The sequence below is a fragment of the Mycobacterium mantenii genome (assembly GCF_010731775.1).
GTDB classification, from domain to species: domain Bacteria; phylum Actinomycetota; class Actinomycetes; order Mycobacteriales; family Mycobacteriaceae; genus Mycobacterium; species Mycobacterium mantenii.
In genome coordinates, this window is the sequence record NZ_AP022590.1 from 3055521 (window position 1) to 3076546 (window position 21026).

A 21026-nucleotide genomic window follows, 5' to 3' on the forward strand; every position below is an offset into this window, starting at 1 on the left:
CGGCCCTGTCGCATCCGGCCACTTGAACGGCGCGTGCGGGTCAGGGGGCTGACGGGGCGGCTTCCAGGTCGGCCAACTCGTCGCACAGATGGTCCGCCAAACCGCGGACGGTGGTGATCTTGGTGGGGCTGATGCGCACACCCGTTTCGGTTTCGATGCGGGTGCGCAGCTCCAAGTTCCCCAGTGAATCCAAACCGTAGTCGGACAAGGGCCGGTCCGGATCGATTGTGCGCCGCAGCAACAGACTGATTTGACCGGATACCAGCCGGCGAATGGCCGACGGCCACTCCTCGCGCGGCAACGTCTGCAGCTCGGCGAGGAACTTGCCGGTGTCCGGTTTGCCTTGATCCATCGATCCGAACGCCTCGGCGAAGCGGCTGCGTTGCGCGAAGGACGTCAACCATGGCGTGCCCATGATCGGCGCGTAGCCGGAGTACGCGCGGTCGTAACGCAGCAGCGTGTCGAATGCGCGAAAACCCTCGGCCGGCGTGATCGCGATGCCGGCGTCTTCGGCCAGGGCCGTGGCGCGGCCAACCTCGGACCACGCCCCCCACCCGATCGAGGTGGTCGGCAGACCGTGGGCGCGACGCCAGTGAGCGAACGCGTCCAGCCAGCTGTTGGCCGCGGCGTAGGCGCCCTGGCCCGGCGATCCCACCAGCGCGGCGGCAGATGAAAAGCAGCAGAACCAGTCCAGCGGCTGCCCGGTTTTTTCTTCTCGCAGGGCTTGATGGAGGTTGCACGCGCCGTAAACCTTTGGCGCCCAGCATCGTTCGATGATTTCATCGGTGGCGTTCGCCAAGGTGGCGTCCTCGACGACCGCCGCCGCGTGCAGGACCCCTCGGACCGGTAGTCCGGTGGCGGTGGCGCACGCCACCAGCCGTTCGGCCGTCCGCGGGTCGGCGATGTCGCCGCACTCGACCGCGATGTCGGCCCCCGCGGCGCGAAGTCTTTCGATGGCGTCGCGCGCTTGCTCGTTGGGTTGAGAGCGAGAGTTGAGCACGATCCGCCCGCAACCCTCCTGGCCGTCTCGCGAGGCCATCTGGCCGGCCAGGAATAGGCCCAGGCCGCCGATTCCACCGGTGATGATGTACGCGCCATCGGGGCGGAACGGCCGCACCTTGTCCGGCGGCACCGCCACCACGCTGCTTCCCGCCCGCGGCACGTCCAGCACCACCTTGCCGGTGTGCCCCGCGCCGGCGACCAGACGCACCGCGGCGGTCGCGTCGTGAATCGGGTAGTGCGTGGTGTGGGGCAAGGGCAGCTCGCCGGCGGCGGTGCGCTGGTACACGGTGGTCAGCAGGCGCCGAACCGTTTGGGGGTAGCTGAAAGTCAGCAGCGCGAGGTCGACGGCAAACAGCGACAGGTTGCGACGGAACGGGAACAGCCCGAGGTGGGTGTCGCCGTAAATGTCACGCTTGCCCAGCTCGATGAACCGTCCACCCACCGCCAGCAGTTCGATTCCCGCGCGTTGCGCAGCGCCGGGCAGCGAGTTGAGCACCACGTCGACGCCGTATCCATCTGTGTCGCAACGGATTTGGTCGGCGAACTCCGTGCTGCGCGAATCGTAGACATGCTCGATACCCATGTCGCGCAGCAGTTGCCGGCGCTGCGGGCTGCCCGCGGTCGCGAAGATCTCACAACCCACCGCCCGGGCGATCGCGATGGCCGCCTGGCCGACGCCGCCCGTCCCGGAATGGATCAGCACCTTGTCGGCCGGTGAGATGCGGGCCAGATCGTGCAGGCCGTACCACGCCGTCGCGGACGCGGTCGGGACCGCGGCGGCAACGTCGGCCGGCACCTCGGGCGGCAGCGTGACCGCGTGCCGGGCGTCGGCGATGACGAAGGTGCCCCAGCATCCGTTGCGCGACATCCCGCCGACGTGGTCGCCGACCTTATGCTCGGTGACGCCCGGTCCGACGGCGGTCACCACGCCGGCGAAGTCGCCGCCCAGCTGCTGCTGGTAGCCCTCGAAGGTGGGATAGCGACCAAAGGCGACAAGGACATCCGCGAAATTGATGGTCGTCGAGGTCACCGCCACCTCGATCTCCCCCGGGCCCGGCGGCACCCGGTCGAACGCGGTGAACTCCAGCGATTCGAGGTCCCCGGGGGTGCGGATCTGTAGGCGCATGCCGTCACGCCCGTGATCGACGACGGTGGTGCGCCGCTCGGACGGGCGAAGCGGACCGGGCTGCAGGCGTGCGGTGTACCACTGGCCGCCGCGCCAGGCGGTCTCGTCTTCTTCGGAGCCGCTCTTCAGTTGCAGCGCGACCCGTTCGGGGTCGGTCGCGTCGTCCACGTCGATCTGAGTGGCGCTCAGATGCGGATGCTCGGAGTCGATCACGCGCAGCAGGCCGCGCAGCCCGGCCTGCGCCAGGTTGGCCACGTCACCGGCGGTCACGCTTGCGGCGTTTCGGGTCACCACGTACAGCCGCGGCGATTCCCCGGGCAGCTCCGAGAGCTCCCGCGCGATGGCCGCGACGTGCGACACGTGATCTCGGCCGCGCCGCTGCGCCTGCGGGTCGTCCGCGCCCCCGGGGGCCGTCACCACGACGACACCGGTCAGCGCCTTCAGCGGCCCGTGACCGTTGGTGGTGGGCTGGTCACCGCCGGACAGCAACGACCGCAGTGGTGCGGTATCCGCGGCCCCGAGGGGCACAGACACCGTGCTGCAGTGCGCGCCATCGGAATTCAGCACGTCCGCAAGCCGCGTCGTCAGCGGGTCGTGACTCTCGGACGCGCTGAGCAGCACCCAGGAGCCGGGCTCGCCCTGCGCCGCGTCGGGCAGTTCCCGGGGCAGCCAGTCGATGGTCAACAACCGCTCGTTGAGCAGCCGGTGGGCGCGTTCGTGTTCGGAGGCGCCGGCGGCCAGCTGCAGGCCCTCGACGCTCAACAGCACCGTTCCGGATTGGTCCAACACGTCGAAGTCGGCCTCGCATTCGCCGGGCCGCGAGGACGTGACCCGGGTGAGGCAGTATTGCGCGTTGCGGGTCGAGTGAGAGTTGCGCAGCCTGCGCACCCCGACCGGCAACAGCAGACCCCCGGCCTTTTGCACCTCGGGTGAAACGACGACCGACTGGAAACACGCGTCGAGCAACGCCGGGTGCGCGACGTAGGCCGACTGCTGGGAGCGGATCGCGCCCGGCAGTGCGACTTCGGCCAGCACCGTGGTGACCTCGCCGTCGGCGACCGACACCGCCGCCAGGCCCGAAAACGCGGGACCATACTGAATTCCCATGGTGTCGAATGCTTTTCGCAGTTCCCCCCCGTCTATGCGGGACGGGTGGGCGGCGATGAGCGTTGCCAGGTCGTGCGCGGGCCGCGTCGGCTCGGCTGCGTCGGCGTGGTCGGCGGCCACGGCATGCAGGACCGCGCTCGCCCGGCGGATGCGTTCGCCCTCCCCGTGGGTGTCCACCGTGAAGTCGAGGATCCCGGGCGCGGCGACCGTCGCCACCGAGGACGCCAGCGTCTCGCCATCCAACAGCAGCGTCTGCTCGAACTTGACGTCGCGGACCTCAACGCCCTCCCCTAGGGTGACGCGGGCGGCGGCGAGCGCCATCTCGCAATAGGCGGCACCGGGAAATGCTGCGACACTGTGGATTTGGTGATCAGCAAGCCATGGGTGGGCCTCGGTGCCCACCTCGCCCTGCCAGACGTAACGCTCGGGTTCCTCGTGCAGGTGCACATGCGCGCCCAGCAGGGGGTGGACGGCCTGGACCGAGGCGCCGTGCACCTGCTCCTTCGCCTCGCGGCTGAGCATCAACCTGCGGTGCGTCCACGTCGGTAGCGGGGCCTCCACCAGTCGGCCGCTCGGGTACTGGACGGAGAAGTCGACCCGGGCGCCGGCGCTGTGCACGTCGGCGACGAAGCCGCGCAAGCCGTACGGCAGCTCCTGCTCGCGGCGCATGGCCGGCAGGGCGGCGATCGGCATGTCGAGGCTGCCGGCGTTCTGCTCGACGGCGTGCGTGAGCAGCGGATGCGGCGCCAGCTCACCGAAAACGCGGAACCCGTCCTTGAGGGCAGCCTGCACCGCGGCCGCGAATCGCACGGTGAAGCGCAGGTTTTCGGCCCAGTAGTCACCGCTGAACGACGGTCGCTCGCGCGGGTTCCACAATGTCGCGGAATAGTACGGGACCTCGGGCGCCATCGGTTGCAGGTCGGCGAGGGCCTCGACCAGCTCGTCGAGGATCGGCTCCACCTGCGGTGAATGCGAGGCGACGTCCACCGCCACCTCGCGCGCCATCACGTCCTGCTCCTGCCAGGCCGCGACCAGGTCGCGGATGGTCTGGGTGTCACCGCCGACGACGGTGGATGTCGGCGACGCGACCACAGACAGCACGACGTCGGAGATGCCGCGGATCGAAAGTTCCGAGAGCACTTGCTGTCCCGGCAGTTCCACCGACGCCATCGCGCCGCTGCCCGCGATCCGCGCCATCAGCTTCGAGCGACGGCAGATGACGCGCACACCGTCGGCGACCGACAATCCCCCGGCGACGACGGCGGCCGCGGATTCGCCGAGCGAATGCCCGATGACGGCGCCGGGACGCGCCCCGTAGGACTTCATCGTCTCGGCGAGCGCGACCTGCATCGCGAAGATCGTCGGCTGCACCCTGTCGATGCCGGTCACCGGCTCCGGCGCCGACACGGCCTCGGTCACCGAAAAGCCCGATTCCGCAGCGATCAACGGCTCGATGGCGGCGATCGTCGCGGCGAAAACCGGCTCCCTGGCCAGCAGTTCGGCGCCCATCTTCGACCATTGCGAGCCCTGCCCGGAGAACACCCACACCGGTCCGCGGTCGTCTTGTCCCACCGCCGGCTCATAGGGGATGTCGCCGTCGGCGACCGCGCGCAGTTCGGTGGCCAGTTCGTCGAGGGTGCTCGCCGAGACCACGGTCCGCACCGGCCGGTGCGCACGCCGACGCGACAGCGTGTAACCCAGATCCCTTAGGCCGGCAGAACTTTCACTGTCAAGGGCGGCGCTTCCGTGCTCGTCGAGCCAGGCCGCCAGCCTGGCGGCCGTGACTCGCAGCTGCTCGGCGGACGTGGCCGACAGGGGGAAGAGCAGCGGCCCCGCCGGTCCATCGGGCGCCCGCACCGGCGCTTGTTCGGGGGCCTGTTCCAGGATGGCGTGCACATTGGTGCCGGACATCCCGTACGACGACACCGCCGCCCGTCGCGGGTGGTGGCCGTTGGTGGGCCACGGTGTATTAGTCTGCGGCACAAAGAGATCCGTCTTGATCCGGGCCATCTCGTCGGGGAACCGGGTGAAGTGCAGGTTCTGCGGTACCACGGCGTGCTGCAGCGCGAGGATCGCCTTCAGCAGCCCCAGTGGCCCGGACGTCGACTGCATGTGACCGAAGTTCGTCTTCACCGACCCCAGGGCGCAGGGGCCGGCCGTGCCGTAAACGGTGGCCAGGCTGGCGAATTCGATCGGATCGCCCACCGGGGTTCCGGTGCCGTGCGCCTCGACGAGGCCGACCGTGGCCGCGTCGACATCCGCGACCTCCAGGGCCTTTTGGTAGACGGCGACCTGAGCAGTTTCGGAGGGCGCCGCGATGTTCACGGTGCGGCCGTCCTGATTGGCCGCGGTGCCGCGCAGCACCGCCAGGATGCGATCGCCGTCGCGTTGCGCGTCGTCGAGCCGCTTGAGCAGCAGCATGACACAACCCTCGCCGGACACGAAGCCGTCAGCGTGCACGTCGAACGCGTGGCAGCGGCCGGTCGGCGACAACATGCCTTGCAGCGAACCCGAAACGGACTTGCGTGGTTCCAGGGTGACCACGACGCCGCCGGCCAGGGCGAGGTCGGATTCGCCGCTGCCCAGGCTGCCGCACGCCTGGTGAACGGCCATCAACCCCGACGAGCACGCCGTGTCGACGGTGACCGCCGGGCCGTGCAGTCCGAGCGTGTAGGCGACTCGCCCGGAGGCGAAGCTGTTGCTGGTGCCGGTGAACCCGTACGGACCTTCGGCCGCGCCGCAGTCGGCGGACAGCAGTTCGTAGTCGCCGTGGGTCAGGCCGACGAACACGCCGGTCTGCGATTCAACCAGGGACGCGGGGTCCAGGCCGGCTTGCTCGATGGCATCCCACGACGTTTCCAGCAGTAGGCGGTGTTGCGGGTCGATCGCGGTGGCCTCGCGCTCGGTCATCCCGAAGAAGTCGCAGTCAAAGCCGCCGACGTCGTCAAGGAACGCGCCCCAGCGGGTTACCGACCGGCCGGGTACGCCCGGCTCGGGGTCGTAGAACAGATCCGCATCCCACCGATCGGCGGGGATTTCGCCGACGAAGTCGTCACCGCGCAGTAGCGCCTCCCATAGGCGTTGCGGGGAATCGATGCCACCGGGGAGTCGGCAGGCCATTCCGATCACGGCAACGGGTGTGGCGTTTGCGGCACGCAACGTGCGGGTCCCCTATCCTCGCCCGACTACCTTGGACGTTCGATAGCCGTGCGGGTGCGCGACGAGGCTCTGAGCATCCGCGCGCACCATCTCTTCTCACGTGTCCAGGCGTAATTATGCACACGTCAGTTTACATTCAAACGACGTCAGCTTAGCGGGAGTAAACAATTTCGGCTCGGCGTACGAAAAAACGGGCAGGATGTCGCGAAACTTGCGTCGCGGCTACGCAATTGCGTGGATCTCGGCTCCGCCGGGGACCCACGACACCCAGCCGGCAGCCCCCATCCCGGGTGCGAACGGATACCGACGGTCGCCCTGTCCCCGGTTTCACCGCGATGCGGCGGCACGGACGCGTGCGCCAGTCCGCAATGTCAATCGAAATCCGTTTGCTTGCAGGGCGATTCGTCTTCGCCCGGCGAGCGGGCGCGCGAGCTACGTATCGCTGGTTTGCTCGGCGTCGTCGGACTCGGCGTCCTTCGCCGGATCCTCGATGACGTGATATACCGGATCGAGCATGGATATGGCCCGCGTGCCGGTCTGGCGGGCCTTCCCGGTGATCCGCAGCACCTGACCGGGCTGGATGTCGGCGCCACCGTGGCCTGGGCGGAAGGTGACGGTCATTTCGCCGGTGCTGTCCCCGAGGACGATTTGCCGGTGGGTCCGGCCGCGGGTCGTGACGTCTTCGACCTCGCTGACCCGCCCCTCGACGCTGGCACGCTGCCCGGAGATCAGCCCGGCCACCATGATCACCGACCGCGGCCGCTCCGGGTGTTCGTAGGCGTCGACCTTCCGGTCCTCGTCCTGGGACACCCACGCCTCGATCTTGTCGATCCCCTCCCCGATCCGCTGCTCCAAGGTGTCGGGGTAGGCCTCCCTGATCCGCGACTCGACGTCGTAGGGCACGATCGTCGCCGCGGCGTCGGGAATGAGGCTGACGGCGCGCGAGATCTTATCGGCGGTGCGGTCGTGCAACACCCGGCCCAGCAGCCGCGCGAATGTCCGGCGCGGCAGGAGCACCGTCACATTGGTGCGCGCGTGCTCGTCAAGCGCCTTGGCGACCAGCAGCTGGGCGGCCCGGCTGATCCGGCGGTCCGGGCAATCCACGATCCGCAGCGGAGTGTCGAGTTCGAAGTGGTCCCAACGCTTTCGCAGTAGCGCCGCGTGGGCCGGGTCGACCATGAAATGCACCGCGATCAGCTCGTCGGCCCGCAATCCCCGGCCGTACCGCAACGCCTCGATCACCGCGAGGTCGACCGAGTCGACGAACACGAACACCCGGTGCCGCGCGTACTTCACCAACTCCGGGCGATCGGTGCGGAACGTCTCGAGAATGGCTGCCTCGGCGCGATATTCGCGGTTGAGCCGGGTCAGCATGAACACCAGCAACGGGAACACGATGACCACCAGCCAGGCGCCCTCGGTGAATTTCGCCACCGCGAAGATGCCCACCACAATCGTCGACAGGATCGCCGCGGACAGGTTGATCGCCAGCCGGCGCCGCCAGCCCGGCTCCCGATGCGTCAGATGGTGTTTGGTCATCCCGTAGCCGGCCATCGAGAAGCCGGTGAACACCCCGATCGCGTAGAACGGCACCAGTGCGTTCACCGAGCCGCCGGTGGTCACCAGCAACGCGACCGACAGCGCCGTCAGGGTGATGATGCCGTTCGAGAACACCAGGCGGTGGCCACGTTTCGTGAGTTGCCTGGGCAGGAAGCGGTCCTCGGCGACGAAACTGGCCAGCGCCGGGAAACCGTTGAAGCTGGTGTTCGCGCCGGTGAACAAGATGGCGGCCGTGGCCGCCTGAACCAGAACGTAGAAGACGTCCCCGATCGTGCCGTTGCCGAAGACGGCCCGGCCGATCTGCGACAAGACCGAGGGGTACTCGGTCAGGTACGGCGTGGCGTGGGTGACGTGGGCCAGGTAGGCGACGCCGGCCAGCAGCAGGCCGAGGATGGTGGCCATCGCGGTCAGCACTCGGCGCGCGTTGCGGCCCTGCGGCTTTCGGAAGTAGTCCACCGTGTTGGAGATGGCCTCGACCCCGGTCAGCGACGAGCCGCCGTTGGCGAACGCACGCAGCAGCACCAGAATCGTGGCGCCGAGCACCAACCCGTTGCCCTGGTGGACCGGCACCGTTCCGGCCATGTGCGCGGGATCGTAAATCGGTAGATTGCCGACGAGTGCGCGGATGACGCCGACCACGATGGTCAGGCCGACCATGACGATGAAGGAATAGGTCGCCACCGCGAACGGCAGGCCCGCTTCCTTGAGGCCGCGCAGGTTGGCGTAGCAGATGGCGAGCACCACGGCGACCGTGAGCTCGAGGCTGTACGGGCCCAGCGCGGGGATCGCCGAGACCACCGCAACGGTCCCGGCCGCCGACTGCACCGCGACCGTGACCACGTAGTCGATCAACAGCGCCGCCGCGGCGATCTGCGCCACCCGGGGCCCGAAATTGTCCCGCGCGACGATGTACGAGCCGCCGGCCCGGGTGTAGGCCATGACCACCTGCCGGTATGAGGCGGCGACCAGTATCAGGATGAACAGGATGACGCCGGTGATGGGCAGCAGGAGCAGGAAGGCGGCCAGCCCGGCATGCGGTAGCAGTTCGATCAGGATCTGCTCGGGACCATAGGCGACCGATGAGACCGCGTCCGGCGAAAGCGCTCCCAGGGCAACCGGATTGGACAACTTCTCGGAGGCGATGTCCTCGGTGACCAGGGGCTTTCCCAGGAACACCCGCCTGGCGATGTCCCCAAGCGAGAGCGGGATGCGCATCTTGCCGGTCGAACTGGTCACGAGCACCGTCCTTAGCCGAGGTCGACAACGGGAAACGCCTCCGATGGATTGTGCACGACCGCCGGCCTCGGATGCCCGGGAGCTGCGGGCGGACTAGCCCAGCCGCTGGACGGCGGCGGCGATCCGCTCGTCGCTGGCGGTCAGCGCAACCCGCACGTGCTGGATACCCCGGGGGCCGTAGAAATCACCCGGCGCCACCAGGATGCCGCGCTGCGCCAGCCAGGCGACGCTGTCGTGGCACGGCTCGCCGCGGGTGGCCCACAGGTAGAGGCCGGCTTCGGAATGGTCGATGGCGAAGCCGGCCGAACGCAGCGCGGGCAGCAGGGCCGCGCGGCGTCGTTCGTAGCGTTCACGCTGCGCCAGCTCGTGGGCGTCGTCGTCCAGGGCGGCCACCATGGCGGCCTGCACCGGCGTCGGCACGATCATCCCGGCGTGCTTGCGCACGGCCAGCAGCTCGGCGACGAGCTCGGCGTCCCCGGCGACAAAACCCGCCCGATACCCCGCCAGCGACGAGCTCTTTGACAGGGAGTGGATCGCGATCAGGCCGACATGGTCGCCGTCGCATACCGAGGGGTGCAGGATCGACAGCGGCTGGTCGTCCCAGCCCAACCCCAGATAGCACTCGTCCGAGGCCACCACGCAGCCCCGGTCGTGGGCCCAGCCGACCACTTTGCGCAGGTGATCGACGCCCAGGACGCGCCCGGTCGGATTGCTCGGCGAATTCAGGTAGTAAAGCGACGGCGATTGCGGACCCAGCTGGGTCAGCGAATCCGCACGCAGCACCCGCGCCCCGGCCAGCCGGGCCCCGACGTCATACGTCGGATACGCCAGCTCGGGCACCACGATCACATCCGCGGGGCCCAGGCCCAGCAGCGTGGGCAGCCAGGCGATGAGCTCCTTGCTGCCGATCACCGGCAGGATCGCGGCCTCCGTCAGCCCGGTGATGCCGAACCGGCGATCCAGCGCGGCGACCGCCGATTCGCGCAGCCGGGCCGTGCCGGCGGTGGCGGGATACCCCGACGCCGCGGCGGCGGCGGCCAGCGCCTCCTGGATCACCGGCGCGACCGGGTCGACCGGAGTGCCGACGGAGAGGTCGACGATGCCGTCCCGATGGCCACTGGCCAGCGCTTTCGCGTCGGCGAGGGTGTCCCAGGGGAACTCCGGCAGGGATGCCGACACCGCGGGCCGGCGTTTTTTGAGCTGGTGTGGCACCGGGCCGCTCAGTCGCCCTCGCCCTGCGGCGGCAGGTCCTTGACCACCTGCGGGTCGTTCTCGGTCATGCCGACCTTGGCGGCACCGCCCGGCGATCCCAGCTCGGCGAAGAAGTCGGCGTTGATCTGTGTGTACTGGCTCCACTGGTCCGGCACATCGTCTTCGTAGTAGATCGCTTCGACGGGGCACACCGGCTCGCACGCCCCGCAGTCAACGCATTCGTCGGGGTGGATGTAGAGCATCCGAGCTCCCTCGTAGATGCAGTCGACCGGGCACTCCTCGATACAGGCTTTGTCCTTGATGTCGACACAGGGTTCGGCGATCGTGTACGTCACAGACGTCTCCTCCATGTACTCCGGCTTGAACGTGGGCTGCTGTTCAGCTCGCACCGGCGGTTCGACCGCTTCCGGTGAAGCTTTCGGTTACTGATACTAGACGTTGCAGATACAGGTCAACCACTTGGCGCGCCTGTCCAAATACAGATTTAAGACCGACAGTCTCGGAGCCTGCCACCGGGTCCCATTTCGCCGAGGGCGAACATCGCTAACAGGCCGCTGACCTGCGAAGAGTAACACCCCGGCGGCAGCCTCCGATATCCGTTGCGTTGCCGGCTCACTCGGGGGGCCTGGTAATCTCAACCGAAAGACGGCAACCGCTGGGCAGATGTGTTCGCCCCAATAGCGGTGCATTAACTGGGGAAGGTGTCCACTATGAGGCTGTCGTTGAGCAAATTGGGTGTCGCTGTTGGCAGCGCAGCGGTGGCGCTGACCGCCGCGGCCGGGATCGCGTCCGCTGATCCCGCCGACGCGATCATCAACACCACCTGCAACTACGGGCAGGTCATCGCGGCGCTGAACGCGACCGACCCGGCGGCTGCCCAGCAGCTGAACTCCTCGCCGGTGGCGCAGTCGTACATCCGCAACTTCCTGGCGTCGCCGCCGGCGAAGCGTCAGCAAATGGCCCAGCAGATCCAGGCCATGCCGTCGGCGCAGAAGTACTACGCCGACATCAACCAGGTCGCGGTCACCTGTAACAACTTCTGAGCCGAACGCTTCGCACGAAGCGGCTCAGCAACCGCCGAGTAGGCGGCGCACGCGTCCCAGAGTCTGCGGTCCGACGCGGCTGCGAATGCGTGACGGATCGGCGGGCCTGCGCCCCCACAGCAGCAGCACGCGACGCGGCCGCGTCGGTTTCGAGCGTGGCCGGGCCTTCCGGAGCGGCAAGGTCGATGGTGATCCGGTCCGGGTCGGCGGCCAGGACGACGTCGTCGACGCCGTCCGCTCGCAGGCGGGCTTCGATTCGCTCGCCGGGTCCGAGTTGCGTGGCCCCCTTCACCAACAGCGGCCTGCCGACCGCGAGCACGCTGTGCGAGGTCATCCATGGCTCGGCCAGCCGGGCCTGGGCCGCCGCCTCGTCTCCGGTGATGTCCCAGCCGTGCAAGACGAGCCCTTCGCGCATGTGCTCGGCGAAACACGGCACCTTCATGGTGCGGCCCGTCCAGGCGACATCGGTGTCCGCGGGAACCGCCTCGGCTGCCGCCGCGACATCGTCGAGGGTGGCCATCCGGTCCAGCAACGCGTCCCACAGGTCCGCGTCGTTGAGTGAGCGCAGCGGGCCCTCGCGTTCCTCGAAGCCGCGGGTGGCGACCGGTTGACCTGCCAGGTGGGCGCCGAGCACCCGCGCGAGTTCTTCGGCGTTTCCGGCTTGATGGACAACGATGTCGCGCACCGTCCAGGCTTCACACCAGGTGCCGGCGTATACCCGCCGCCCATGACAAGGAAGCGAACTACGCGGCCAGCGTCGAGTAGTCGGTGGTGCGTTGCCGCGCCGGCCGGCCGATGCCTTCGGCGATCGCGGTCAGTTCCGCCACAGTCTTGGCCGAGCCGTGTTCCGAACCGGCCATCCGGGAGATGGTCTCCTCCATCAGCGTGCCGCCCAGGTCGTTGGCGCCGCCGTTGAGCATCACCTGCGTGCGCTCGACACCGAGCTTGACCCAACTGGTCTGGATCTGAGAAATCCGGCCGTGCAACATGATTCGCGCCAGCGCGTGTACCGCCCGGTTGTCCCGATGGGTGGGTCCGGGGCGGGACGCACCGGCCAGATACAACGGCGAACTCTGGTGCACGAATGGCAGCGGCACGAACTCGGTGAAACCGCCGGTGCGGTCCTGGATGTCACGCAGCACGTTGAGGTGGCCGACCCAGTGGCGCGGGCTGTCGACGTGGCCGTACATCATGGTCGACGACGACCGCAGCCCCACCTCGTGGGCGGTGGTCACGATCTCGATCCACAGCGACGTCGGCAACTTGCCCTTGGTCAGCACCCAGCGCACTTCGTCGTCGAGAATCTCGGCGGCGGTGCCGGGGATGGTGTCCAGGCCGGCCTCCCGCAGGCCGGTCAGCCACTCGCGAATGCTCAACCCGCTCTTGGTCACTCCGTTGGCGATCTCCATCGGTGAGAACGCGTGCACGTGCATCGACGGCACCCGCGCCTTGACGGCGCGGACCAGGTCGGCGTAGCCGGTGACCGGCAGTTCGGGGTCGATGCCGCCCTGCATGCACACCTCGGTGGCGCCTTCGACGTGCGCCTCCCATGCGCGGTCGGCGACTTCGTCGGTGGACAGCGAGTACGCGTCGGCGTCGCCCTTGCGCTGCGCGAACGCACAGAACCGGCAGCCGGTGTAGCAGATGTTGGTGAAGTTGATGTTGCGGTTCACCACGAAGGTCACGTCGTCGCCGACGGTCTCGCGGCGCAGCGTATCCGCAAGGGCGGCAACCGCTTCCAGCGCCGGACCGTCGGCGGTCGCCAGCGACAGGTACTCGCTGTCGGAGCAGCCGGCGGGGTCGCGCTCGGCGGAGCGCAGCGCGGCAAGCACATCGGTGTCGATACGCTCGGGGGCGCGCGCCGCCAGCTCGTGGACGTGCGCACGGATCGATTCCCAGTCGCCAAAGGCGCTGTCGATATCGCTGCGGGTTTCGGTGTTGCGGCCCTCGCTGTCGATCGCCGCGTTGAGGTCGACCCGCCCCGAGGAGCCGACGTCGTCCGGCTCCTGCCAGGGCAGCCCCACCGGGTTGACGTCGCGGGCCAGACCGGTCGCCGGATCGGCGAGCGCCATCACGTGTCCGGACACCCGCGGGTCGATCCAGGCCGCGCCCGCCTGCACGTATTTGGGCTGCGCGGTCAGCCGCTGGATCAGCTCGTAACCGGCTTCGGCGGTGACGCCGGCCAGTTCGTCCAGGGCCGGCCACGGCCGTTCCGGGTTGACGTGGTCGGGCGTCAGCGGTGAGACCCCGCCCCAGTCGTCGACCCCGGCCCCCAACAGCGCCAGGCACTCGTCGCGCGACACCAGGTTGGGCGGCGCCTGAATACGCATCCCGGGACCGAGCACCAACCGCGCCACCGCCACCGTCGCCAGGTAATCCTCGATGCCGGCGTCGGGAACGGCGGCCATCGCGGTGTGTTCCTTGGCCCGGAAGTTCTGCACGATCACTTCTTGCACATGCCCGAACTCCTTGTGCGACTTGCGAATCGCATGCAAGGTGTCGGCACGTTCGGTCAGGGTCTCGCCGATGCCGACGAGCAGCCCGGTGGTGAAGGGGATCGACAACCGGCCCGCGTCGGTCAGGGCGCGCAGGCGGACGGCCGGGTCTTTGTCCGGGCTGCCATAGTGCGCAAGCCCTTTGGTCTCAAACAGCCGACGTGATGTCGTCTCGAGCATCATGCCCATCGACGGCGCCACCGGCTTGAGCCGCGCCATCTCCGACCAACTCATCACACCGGGATTCAGGTGCGGCAGCAGCCCGGTTTCTTCGAGCACCCGGATCGCCATCGCCCGCACGTAGGACAGCGTCGAGTCGTAACCGCGTTGGCTGAGCCATTCACGCGCCTCCGGCCAGCGATCCTCGGGCCGGTCACCGAGGGTGAATAATGCTTCCTTGCAACCGAGTTCGGCGCCGCGACGGGCGATGTCGAGAATCTCGTCTGGCTCGAGGTACATGCCGTCGCCCCGGGCGCGCAGCTTGCCCGGAACGGTGACGAAGGTGCAGTAGTGACAGCTGTCCCGGCACAGGTGGGTGACCGGGATGAAAACCTTGCGGGAGTAGGTGATCGGCAGCCCGCCGCCGGGGCCGCGCCGTCCGGCCGATTCCAGGCCCGCGTCGCGTACCCGCGCCGCGCTGGTGCACAGATCCGCCAGGTCGGCACCGCGCGCGGTCATGGCGATCGCCGCCTCGTCGATGTTCAGCGCAACGCCATCTCGAGCCCGTCGCAACACCCGCCGCAGCGCCGACGCGCTGACCTCCCGGGAGGCCTTCGTCGAGGCTTCCGAGGAAAGCTTGGCCGGAACCGCAGGGTTGGGCAGAGCGACAGGCTCCTCGCTCGGAGTCAACAGCACCTTGGTGTAACTTCCCGACGATCGAGTTTCATCCGTGCGTCCCAACATGTGAAATCGTGGCACCCGTTGGCGGGTCCCGTCTGGGCAACAGTCAACAGTAGCGGCACCCCCGCGTCGGCAAGCGGGCGACATCCCGGCCGGACGTCAGCCGTGCCGGCCGCGCCGCCAGACCACCCACACCGGCGGTACGACCCCCAGGACCAGCAGCAATAGCGCTCCGTAGGCCATCAGGCCGCGGCCCCCCAAAATGATGTCGTCGGCCGGCCCGCCCATGCTGATCCCGGCCACGGTCAGCAGCCACGTCCACAACGGCAGCGCGGACAGCCGGGGCGAGCGGGTCCAGCGCCCGGCGGCCCACACCAGCGCGGCGTTGACCAGTCCGGAAATCAGCCCGCTGACGGGGAATGGAACCGTCCCGATGTAGAGAGGCAGCAGCAGAGCCCCGGCAAGCGCGGAGAGCACCCCGTCGACCGCCAAGAGGGCCAACACGACGAAACGAATCGCGGGGTCGGTCGCGCCGCTCTCGTCGACCGGCGCGACGCGTGGCTTGGTTTCGGTCAGGTCGGGACGCTGTCGACGTTGGACATGATCGAGCCGATGACCCACTGCAGGCTGTCCAGCCGGTCCTGCCAGTGCTGCAGGTTAGGGTCCAGGTCGGGGTCCATGCGAATTCCTTCCGTGGCTGCCTGATTGGCAGCCTACCGCGTCTGGGTCGCGGGGAAACCAAGCCCCGCGAGCAGATCCGTTTCCCAACCGCGCTCGTCGCGCTCTCCCGCGGCGCCGCCGGCCAGCACGTAATGCTCGTGCCCCAGTATCGGGATCGCCGCGTTGTTGGACAGCGCGCAGGCCCGCCCGGTCGGTCCGACCACCACCTGGGTGGCGTGTGCGGCCAGCGCCGCCCGCTTGGCCGCCCAGGCCTCCGGGGCGGTCTCGACGACGGCGTCGATGTCGTCGTCGGCATAGCCGAAGGTGAACTCCTCCTTCGGCGGGATTGCCCATTCGGGCCGCAGATCCTCGGGGGTAAGCGCATCCATGGCCGCCTCGAAGGTGCTCGTCGCGAAGACCGACCAGTAGAACTTCGGCACGGCCCAGGGCTCGCCGGGGAAGTCGACGTCGCCGGCCCGGGCTGCCGCCACGGCCGCCACCGTCACCCGGTGCGCGTGGACGTGATCGGGATGGCCGTAGCCGCCGTCCGGATCGTAGGTCACGACGACGTGTGGGCGCTGCTCGCGAATCACGGCCACCAACGCGCCGACGGTCTCGCTCTCGTCGGCGTCGATGAATCGTGGCCGGTTCCGCTGGGGAGTGCCCTCCATGCCCGAATCGCGCCACCGGCCGGCGCCGCCCAGGTAGTGGGGTTCGTGGACGCCCAGCGCCCGCAGCGCGGCGGTCAATTCGCCGATCCGGTACCCGCCCAGTTGGTCCGCGCGGTCGACGGCGAGTTCGGCCCAGCGATCGCCGATCACCTCGCCCTCCTCTCCCAGCGTGCACGTGACGACGCGGACGTCGGCCCCGCGGGCGGCGTAGTGGGCGATGGTGGCGCCGGTGCCCAGGCTTTCGTCGTCGGGGTGCGCGTGGACGAACAGCAGCCGCGGCGTCTCAGGCATGGACGGCACCCTACCGGCAGCGGCGGAAATCGGCACTCAGGATTAGTGCCCGGTGCCGTTTCTTATGTTGGTCGCCGGGCGCCGGGATCGCCGGGACCGCAGCGGATAGGAACGCGCACGGCTACTATCAATGAATGCCCCAGCTCACGGACGCTGACCACACCGTCAGCCGAAGCCGCCGGCGAGGTGAGGTCCTCGAACGTGCTCTCTACGAGGCCACCCTGGTCGAGCTGACCGAGGTCGGCTACGGCGGCCTGACCATGGAGGGGATCGCGGCGCGCGCCCACACCGGCAAGGCCGCGCTCTACCGGCGCTGGGACACCAAGTGCGAACTGGTGCACGCCGCTTTGGTTTTCGCGCTGCCGCCGCTGCCCGAGCTGCGTTCCGGCCGTTCGACCCGAGAAAACTTGCTGGCGATGTTCACCGCCCAGCGCGACCTGCTGGCCGGAAAGACCGGCTTTCCGGGTCTGGACGTCATCCATCAGCTGTTGCACGAACCCGAGATGCGGGCCATCTTCGCCGACGCCGTGGTGCGGCCGCGCGTGAGAATCGTGGAATCGATCCTGCAGGCCGCCATGGACGACGGTGATCTCGACCCGACGACGGTGACGCCTCTTACCGCTCGCATCGGGTCGGCGTTGATCAACCAGCACTTCCTGCTGAACGGGTCGCCGCCGAACCGGCGCGAGCTGGCGCTGATCGTCGACACCGTGATCCCGCCCCGGGCAGCGCGCCCGTCCGCCGACTGACGACGCGGCTACGGACCGGTTTTGACCCATTGGCCGGCGTCGCCGACGATGCCGACCGGAACCGCACCGGACAAGCTGACGTTCTGCACGCTCGGGCCGGCCCCCACGATCGTGGTGTCCTGCAGGATCGGCAGCACGGTGGACATGTTCCACAGACGCGGTTCGACCGCGGTGACGACGTCGTTGATGTTCTTGGTGCCGTTGAGGGCGGCGTCGATATTCGACTGGATGCTGCGATCGCAGATCCCGGTCAGGTTCGACGGCGCCTGCACCAGTGCGTTGGGATCGGCCGGGCGGCTGGGCGGCGGCGGCGTGGTCGGGGTCGTAGTCGGGGTCGGGGTCGTGGCGGCCGGCCCGGTGGACGGCGTGGGACCGGCGGGGGTGGTCGTTGCGGGCACCGGCCCGTTGGAAATCGAGACCTGGGTCGATTGCAGGGCGGGACAGCCGTACCGGGAGGCGAGCCGGGTCGCCAGGTTTCCGCCCGCCTGATGCCAGCCGACGATCGCGTCCACCCGGTTGTCGTTCAGCGCATCGTGGTAGAGGGTGACCGGGTCCAGCGCCAGCACGGTCGCGGCGATGCCGACGTCGCGCAATCGGTCGGCGGCGGTGTTGGCCACCGCGACCGCGGTCGGGTCGTTCGCCGCCACCCCGATGACCAGCGAAAGCTGTTGGCCGTCCTTGCTGATTCGGCCGCGGATGGCCTCCGGCGGCCCGGTGTTGGGCGGGGTCGGCGCCGGCGATGCCGAGGAGTTGGGTTCGACCTTGTAGCCGGCCCCCTCCAGCAACGCCAGCGCCGCCGGTGTCGTCATCGCCGGTGGCGCGGTCGGCTCGTAGCCCGGGTCGCTCGGCGCGCGGATCTGCGCCTGGTCCAGGGTCACCGTGTTGTCGCTGCCCGCGCCCACGGCGGCGAGCAGGTCGACATCGAGCAGCCCCAAGATCGCTTTACGGACTTGCGTGTCAGACAGTTTGGGCTGGGTGGCCCGAAGCGTGAGCTGCATGACGCGCGGCGTCACGATCCGGGCGGTGCGGACGTCGGGAATGGCGGACAGCTGCGCGAAGGCCGCCGAGCCGCCGTGCACCTGCGCCACCTGGGTGTCGCCGTTGCGCACGGAGTCGGCCAGCGCGGCCGGCGCCCCGGCGCGCCGGAAAAGGATGAGCGCGGGTTTGGCCGGGGGTCCCCAGTAGCGGTCGTTGCGGGCCACCAGGATCTCGTCGCGCTGCGGGTCGATGCTTTCCACGCGGAACTGCCCACCCGTGACCGGAAGCGTCCGCGCCAGGCCCGCCGCGAAACCTCCGGGCACGTCCTTGACGATGTGCGCCGGAAGGATGTTGCTGAACAACTCTTTCCACGCCGGATACGGTTCGGCGAAGGTGACCACCGCCTGCTTGCCGCCCTCCAGGGACTGCACGCCGGTGATGAGGTCATACCCGGCCGGGTCGACCACCCCCGGCTGGCTGACCATCTGGTGCCAGAGGTACCAGAAGTCGTCGGCGGCGATCGGCGCGTTGTCGGTCCACTGCGCCTCCGGCCGGATCTTGTAGGTCACCGTGAACGGGTTCTGGCTGGTCACCTCCGCCGAAACCAGCAGGGTCGGGTCCATCTCCCAGCGTGAGCCGGTCGGCATGTTGGGGTCGGGGACCGGCCGAAAGGCGCTGGGCAGCACCAGCGCGCTGATCGCCGCGTTCACCGGGGACAGGTCGGACAGCAGGTGCGGGTTGAAGCCGGCGCCGATCGAGTCGATGCCCATGATGATCTCGCTGACCCGCGGCGGCGGTGGCACCGAGTTGTGCGGTGTGTCGGTGCTCTGCGGCGCCGGCGGCGGGTTGACGGTACAGGCCGAGAGCACGAGTCCGACCAGCGAAACCAGGCCGCCCAGCACCATGAACCAACGGCGGACTCGTCTCGGCACGCTGATCAGGGTATCGAGCAGCTGCTCAGCAGCCCGTTCGACCACCCGGTGTCAACCCCGCGCCTTGGCGCGCGACCGGCTGCGGGCCCGGACCGTGGCGTCCAGCTCGACCTTGCGCACCCGCACGATCTCCGGGGTCACCTCGACGCATTCGTCGGACGCGCAGAATTCCATCGCCTGCTCGAGGTCGAGCTCGAGCGGCCTGGCCAACGTTTCGATGACATCGGCGGTCGAGGACCGCATGTTGGTCAGCTTCTTCTCACGGGTGACGTTGATGTCGAGATCCTCTGCGCGCGGGTTGATTCCGACGACCATGCCCTCGTATGTGTCCTGGCCGGGCTCGACGAAGAACTGGCCCCGGTCGGCGAGCTGGATCATGGCGAACGGCGTGATGGTGCCGGCGCGGTCAGACACCAGCGACCCGGTGTGGCGGGCCCGGATCTCCCCCGCCCACGGCCGGTAGCCGTCGAACACGGCGTTGGCGATGCCGGTGCCGCGGGTCAGGGTGAGGAAGTCGGTGCGGAAGCCGATCAGCCCGCGGCTGGGCACGATGAAGTCCATCCGGACCCAGCCGGCCGCGTGGTTGGTCATCTCCTCCATGCGGCCCTTGCGTGCGGCCATCAGCTGAGTGATCGCGCCGACGAACTCGTCGGGGCAGTCGATGGTCATCGCCTCGAAGGGCTCATGCAGCTTGCCGTCGATCGTCTGCGTGACGACCTGCGGCTTGCCGACCGTGAGCTCGAAGCCCTCGCGGCGCATCTGCTCGACGAGCACCGCCAGCGCGAGCTCGCCACGGCCCTGCACCTCCCAGGCGTCGGGCCGGTCGATGTCGACGACCTTGATGGAAACGTTGCCGACGAGTTCGGCGTCCAGCCGCGACTTCACCATGCGCGCGGTCAACTTGTGACCCTTCACCTTGCCCGCCAGCGGCGAGGTGTTGGTGCCGATGGTCACCGAGATGGCGGGCTCGTCGACCGTGATGCGCGGCAGCGCGTGCGCGTGGTCCGGATCGGCCAGCGTGTCGCCGATCATGATCTCCGGAATGCCCGCGACGGCGACGATGTCCCCGGCGATGGCCTCGTCGGTGGGCGTCCGTTCCACGCCCTCGGTCACCAGCAGTTCGGTGATCTTCGCGTTCGTGATGACGGGATGCCCGTCCACCTCGCGCATCCAGGACACCTGCTGGCCTTTGCGGATCCGGCCCTTGTAGATGCGGATCAGCGCGAGCCGTCCGAGGAAGGCCGAGGCGTCGAGGTTGGTGACCAGCGCCTGCAACGGCGCCTCGGGATCGCCCTGCGGTGGGGGGATGTGCTCGAGCAGAACGTCGAACAGCGGATCGAGGTTGTCGCCCTCGGGATTCTCGCCGTTGGCCGGTTCCGTCGTGCTGGCGATGCCCGCCCGCCCCGAGGCGTACAGCGTCGGCAGGCCGAGGGCATCCTCGGCGGCCTTCTGCGCTTCCTCGTCGAGGTCTGATGCGACGTCGAGCAGCAGGTCGTGGCTCTCCGAGACGACCTCGGAAATCCGGGCGTCCGGCCGGTCCGTCTTGTTGACGACCAGGATCACCGGCAGGTGGGCGGCCAGGGCCTTGCGCAGCACGAAACGGGTCTGCGGCAGCGGGCCCTCGGAGGCGTCGACCAGCAGCAGCACCCCGTCCACCATGGACAGCCCGCGCTCCACCTCACCGCCGAAGTCGGCGTGGCCTGGGGTGTCGATGACATTGATGACGGTCGTCGTCCCGTCCGCATGCCTGCGATGCACGGCCGTGTTCTTGGCCAGGATCGTGATGCCCTTTTCCTTCTCCAGGTCCCCGGAGTCCATGAGGCGCTCGACCGTGTCGTCACCACGGTGGTGCAGCGCGCCCGACTGCCGCAGCATCGCGTCGACCAGGGTGGTCTTCCCGTGGTCGACGTGGGCGACGATGGCGACGTTGCGAAATAGCACGTCGGTGATTGTGGCAGCGGGGGC

The 21026-nt window shown here is 68.9% G+C and carries 11 protein-coding genes and 1 pseudogene; 2 read left to right on the forward strand and 10 right to left on the reverse strand.

The window, feature by feature from the left end; all coding sequences use genetic code 11:
- Positions 1 to 40: 40 nt before the first annotated feature.
- The 4 genes from pks2 to fdxA form a co-directional block, all read right to left on the reverse strand.
- Positions 41 to 6394 carry a sulfolipid-1 biosynthesis phthioceranic/hydroxyphthioceranic acid synthase gene (pks2, locus tag G6N50_RS13635; RefSeq protein ID WP_083095343.1) on the reverse strand — a complete coding sequence of 2118 codons (6354 nt, stop codon included), beginning with the start codon at positions 6392 to 6394 and terminating at the stop codon, positions 41 to 43.
- A gap of 432 nt (positions 6395 to 6826) precedes the next feature.
- Positions 6827 to 9190: an amino acid permease gene (locus G6N50_RS13640; RefSeq protein ID WP_083095342.1), complete on the reverse strand. Its 2364-nt coding sequence runs from the start codon at positions 9188 to 9190 to the stop codon at positions 6827 to 6829.
- Positions 9191 to 9283: 93 nt separating this feature from the next.
- Entirely contained in the window at positions 9284 to 10369 is a 1086-nt protein-coding gene (dapC, locus tag G6N50_RS13645; RefSeq protein ID WP_142275574.1) for a succinyldiaminopimelate transaminase, read from the reverse strand.
- A gap of 41 nt (positions 10370 to 10410) precedes the next feature.
- Positions 10411 to 10737: a ferredoxin gene (gene fdxA, locus G6N50_RS13650; RefSeq protein ID WP_007773662.1), complete on the reverse strand. Its 327-nt coding sequence runs from the start codon at positions 10735 to 10737 to the stop codon at positions 10411 to 10413.
- 375 nt (positions 10738 to 11112) lie between these two features.
- Between fdxA and G6N50_RS13655 the strand changes: the two genes are divergently transcribed.
- A complete protein-coding gene (locus G6N50_RS13655; protein ID WP_083095340.1) occupies positions 11113 to 11445 on the forward strand; it encodes a hemophore-related protein in 333 nt (110 codons plus the stop codon).
- A 24-nt stretch (positions 11446 to 11469) separates the two neighbouring features.
- On the opposite strand, the pseudogene G6N50_RS13660 reads toward G6N50_RS13655, so the two are convergent.
- The 4 genes and pseudogenes from G6N50_RS13660 to mshB form a co-directional block, all read right to left on the reverse strand.
- Positions 11470 to 12130: pseudogene (locus G6N50_RS13660) on the reverse strand (maleylpyruvate isomerase N-terminal domain-containing protein).
- A gap of 58 nt (positions 12131 to 12188) precedes the next feature.
- Complete coding sequence (locus tag G6N50_RS13665; protein ID WP_083095391.1) at positions 12189 to 14843, reverse strand: bifunctional FO biosynthesis protein CofGH; 2655 nt, start codon at positions 14841 to 14843, stop codon at positions 12189 to 12191.
- Between the two features lie 96 nt (positions 14844 to 14939).
- On the reverse strand, positions 14940 to 15401 hold the full coding sequence (locus G6N50_RS13670) for a hypothetical protein (protein WP_083095339.1): 462 nt from the start codon (positions 15399 to 15401) through the stop codon (positions 14940 to 14942).
- A gap of 92 nt (positions 15402 to 15493) precedes the next feature.
- Entirely contained in the window at positions 15494 to 16402 is a 909-nt protein-coding gene (mshB, locus tag G6N50_RS13675) for an N-acetyl-1-D-myo-inositol-2-amino-2-deoxy-alpha-D-glucopyranoside deacetylase (RefSeq protein ID WP_083095338.1), read from the reverse strand.
- Between the two features lie 134 nt (positions 16403 to 16536).
- Here mshB and G6N50_RS13680 point away from each other — a divergent pair, with 134 nt between their 5' ends.
- The gene (locus G6N50_RS13680) at positions 16537 to 17151 is read left to right on the forward strand and encodes a TetR/AcrR family transcriptional regulator (RefSeq protein ID WP_083095337.1); all 615 of its coding nucleotides are present in this window, start codon (positions 16537 to 16539) and stop codon (positions 17149 to 17151) included.
- 8 nt (positions 17152 to 17159) lie between these two features.
- On the opposite strand, the gene G6N50_RS13685 is transcribed toward G6N50_RS13680, so the two are convergent.
- Together G6N50_RS13685 and typA are read right to left on the reverse strand one after the other, a co-directional pair.
- The gene (locus G6N50_RS13685; RefSeq protein ID WP_163650957.1) at positions 17160 to 19067 is read right to left on the reverse strand and encodes an ABC transporter family substrate-binding protein; all 1908 of its coding nucleotides are present in this window, start codon (positions 19065 to 19067) and stop codon (positions 17160 to 17162) included.
- Between the two features lie 45 nt (positions 19068 to 19112).
- A complete protein-coding gene (typA, locus tag G6N50_RS13690) occupies positions 19113 to 21002 on the reverse strand; it encodes a translational GTPase TypA (protein WP_083095335.1) in 1890 nt (629 codons plus the stop codon).
- Positions 21003 to 21026 lie beyond the last annotated feature (24 nt).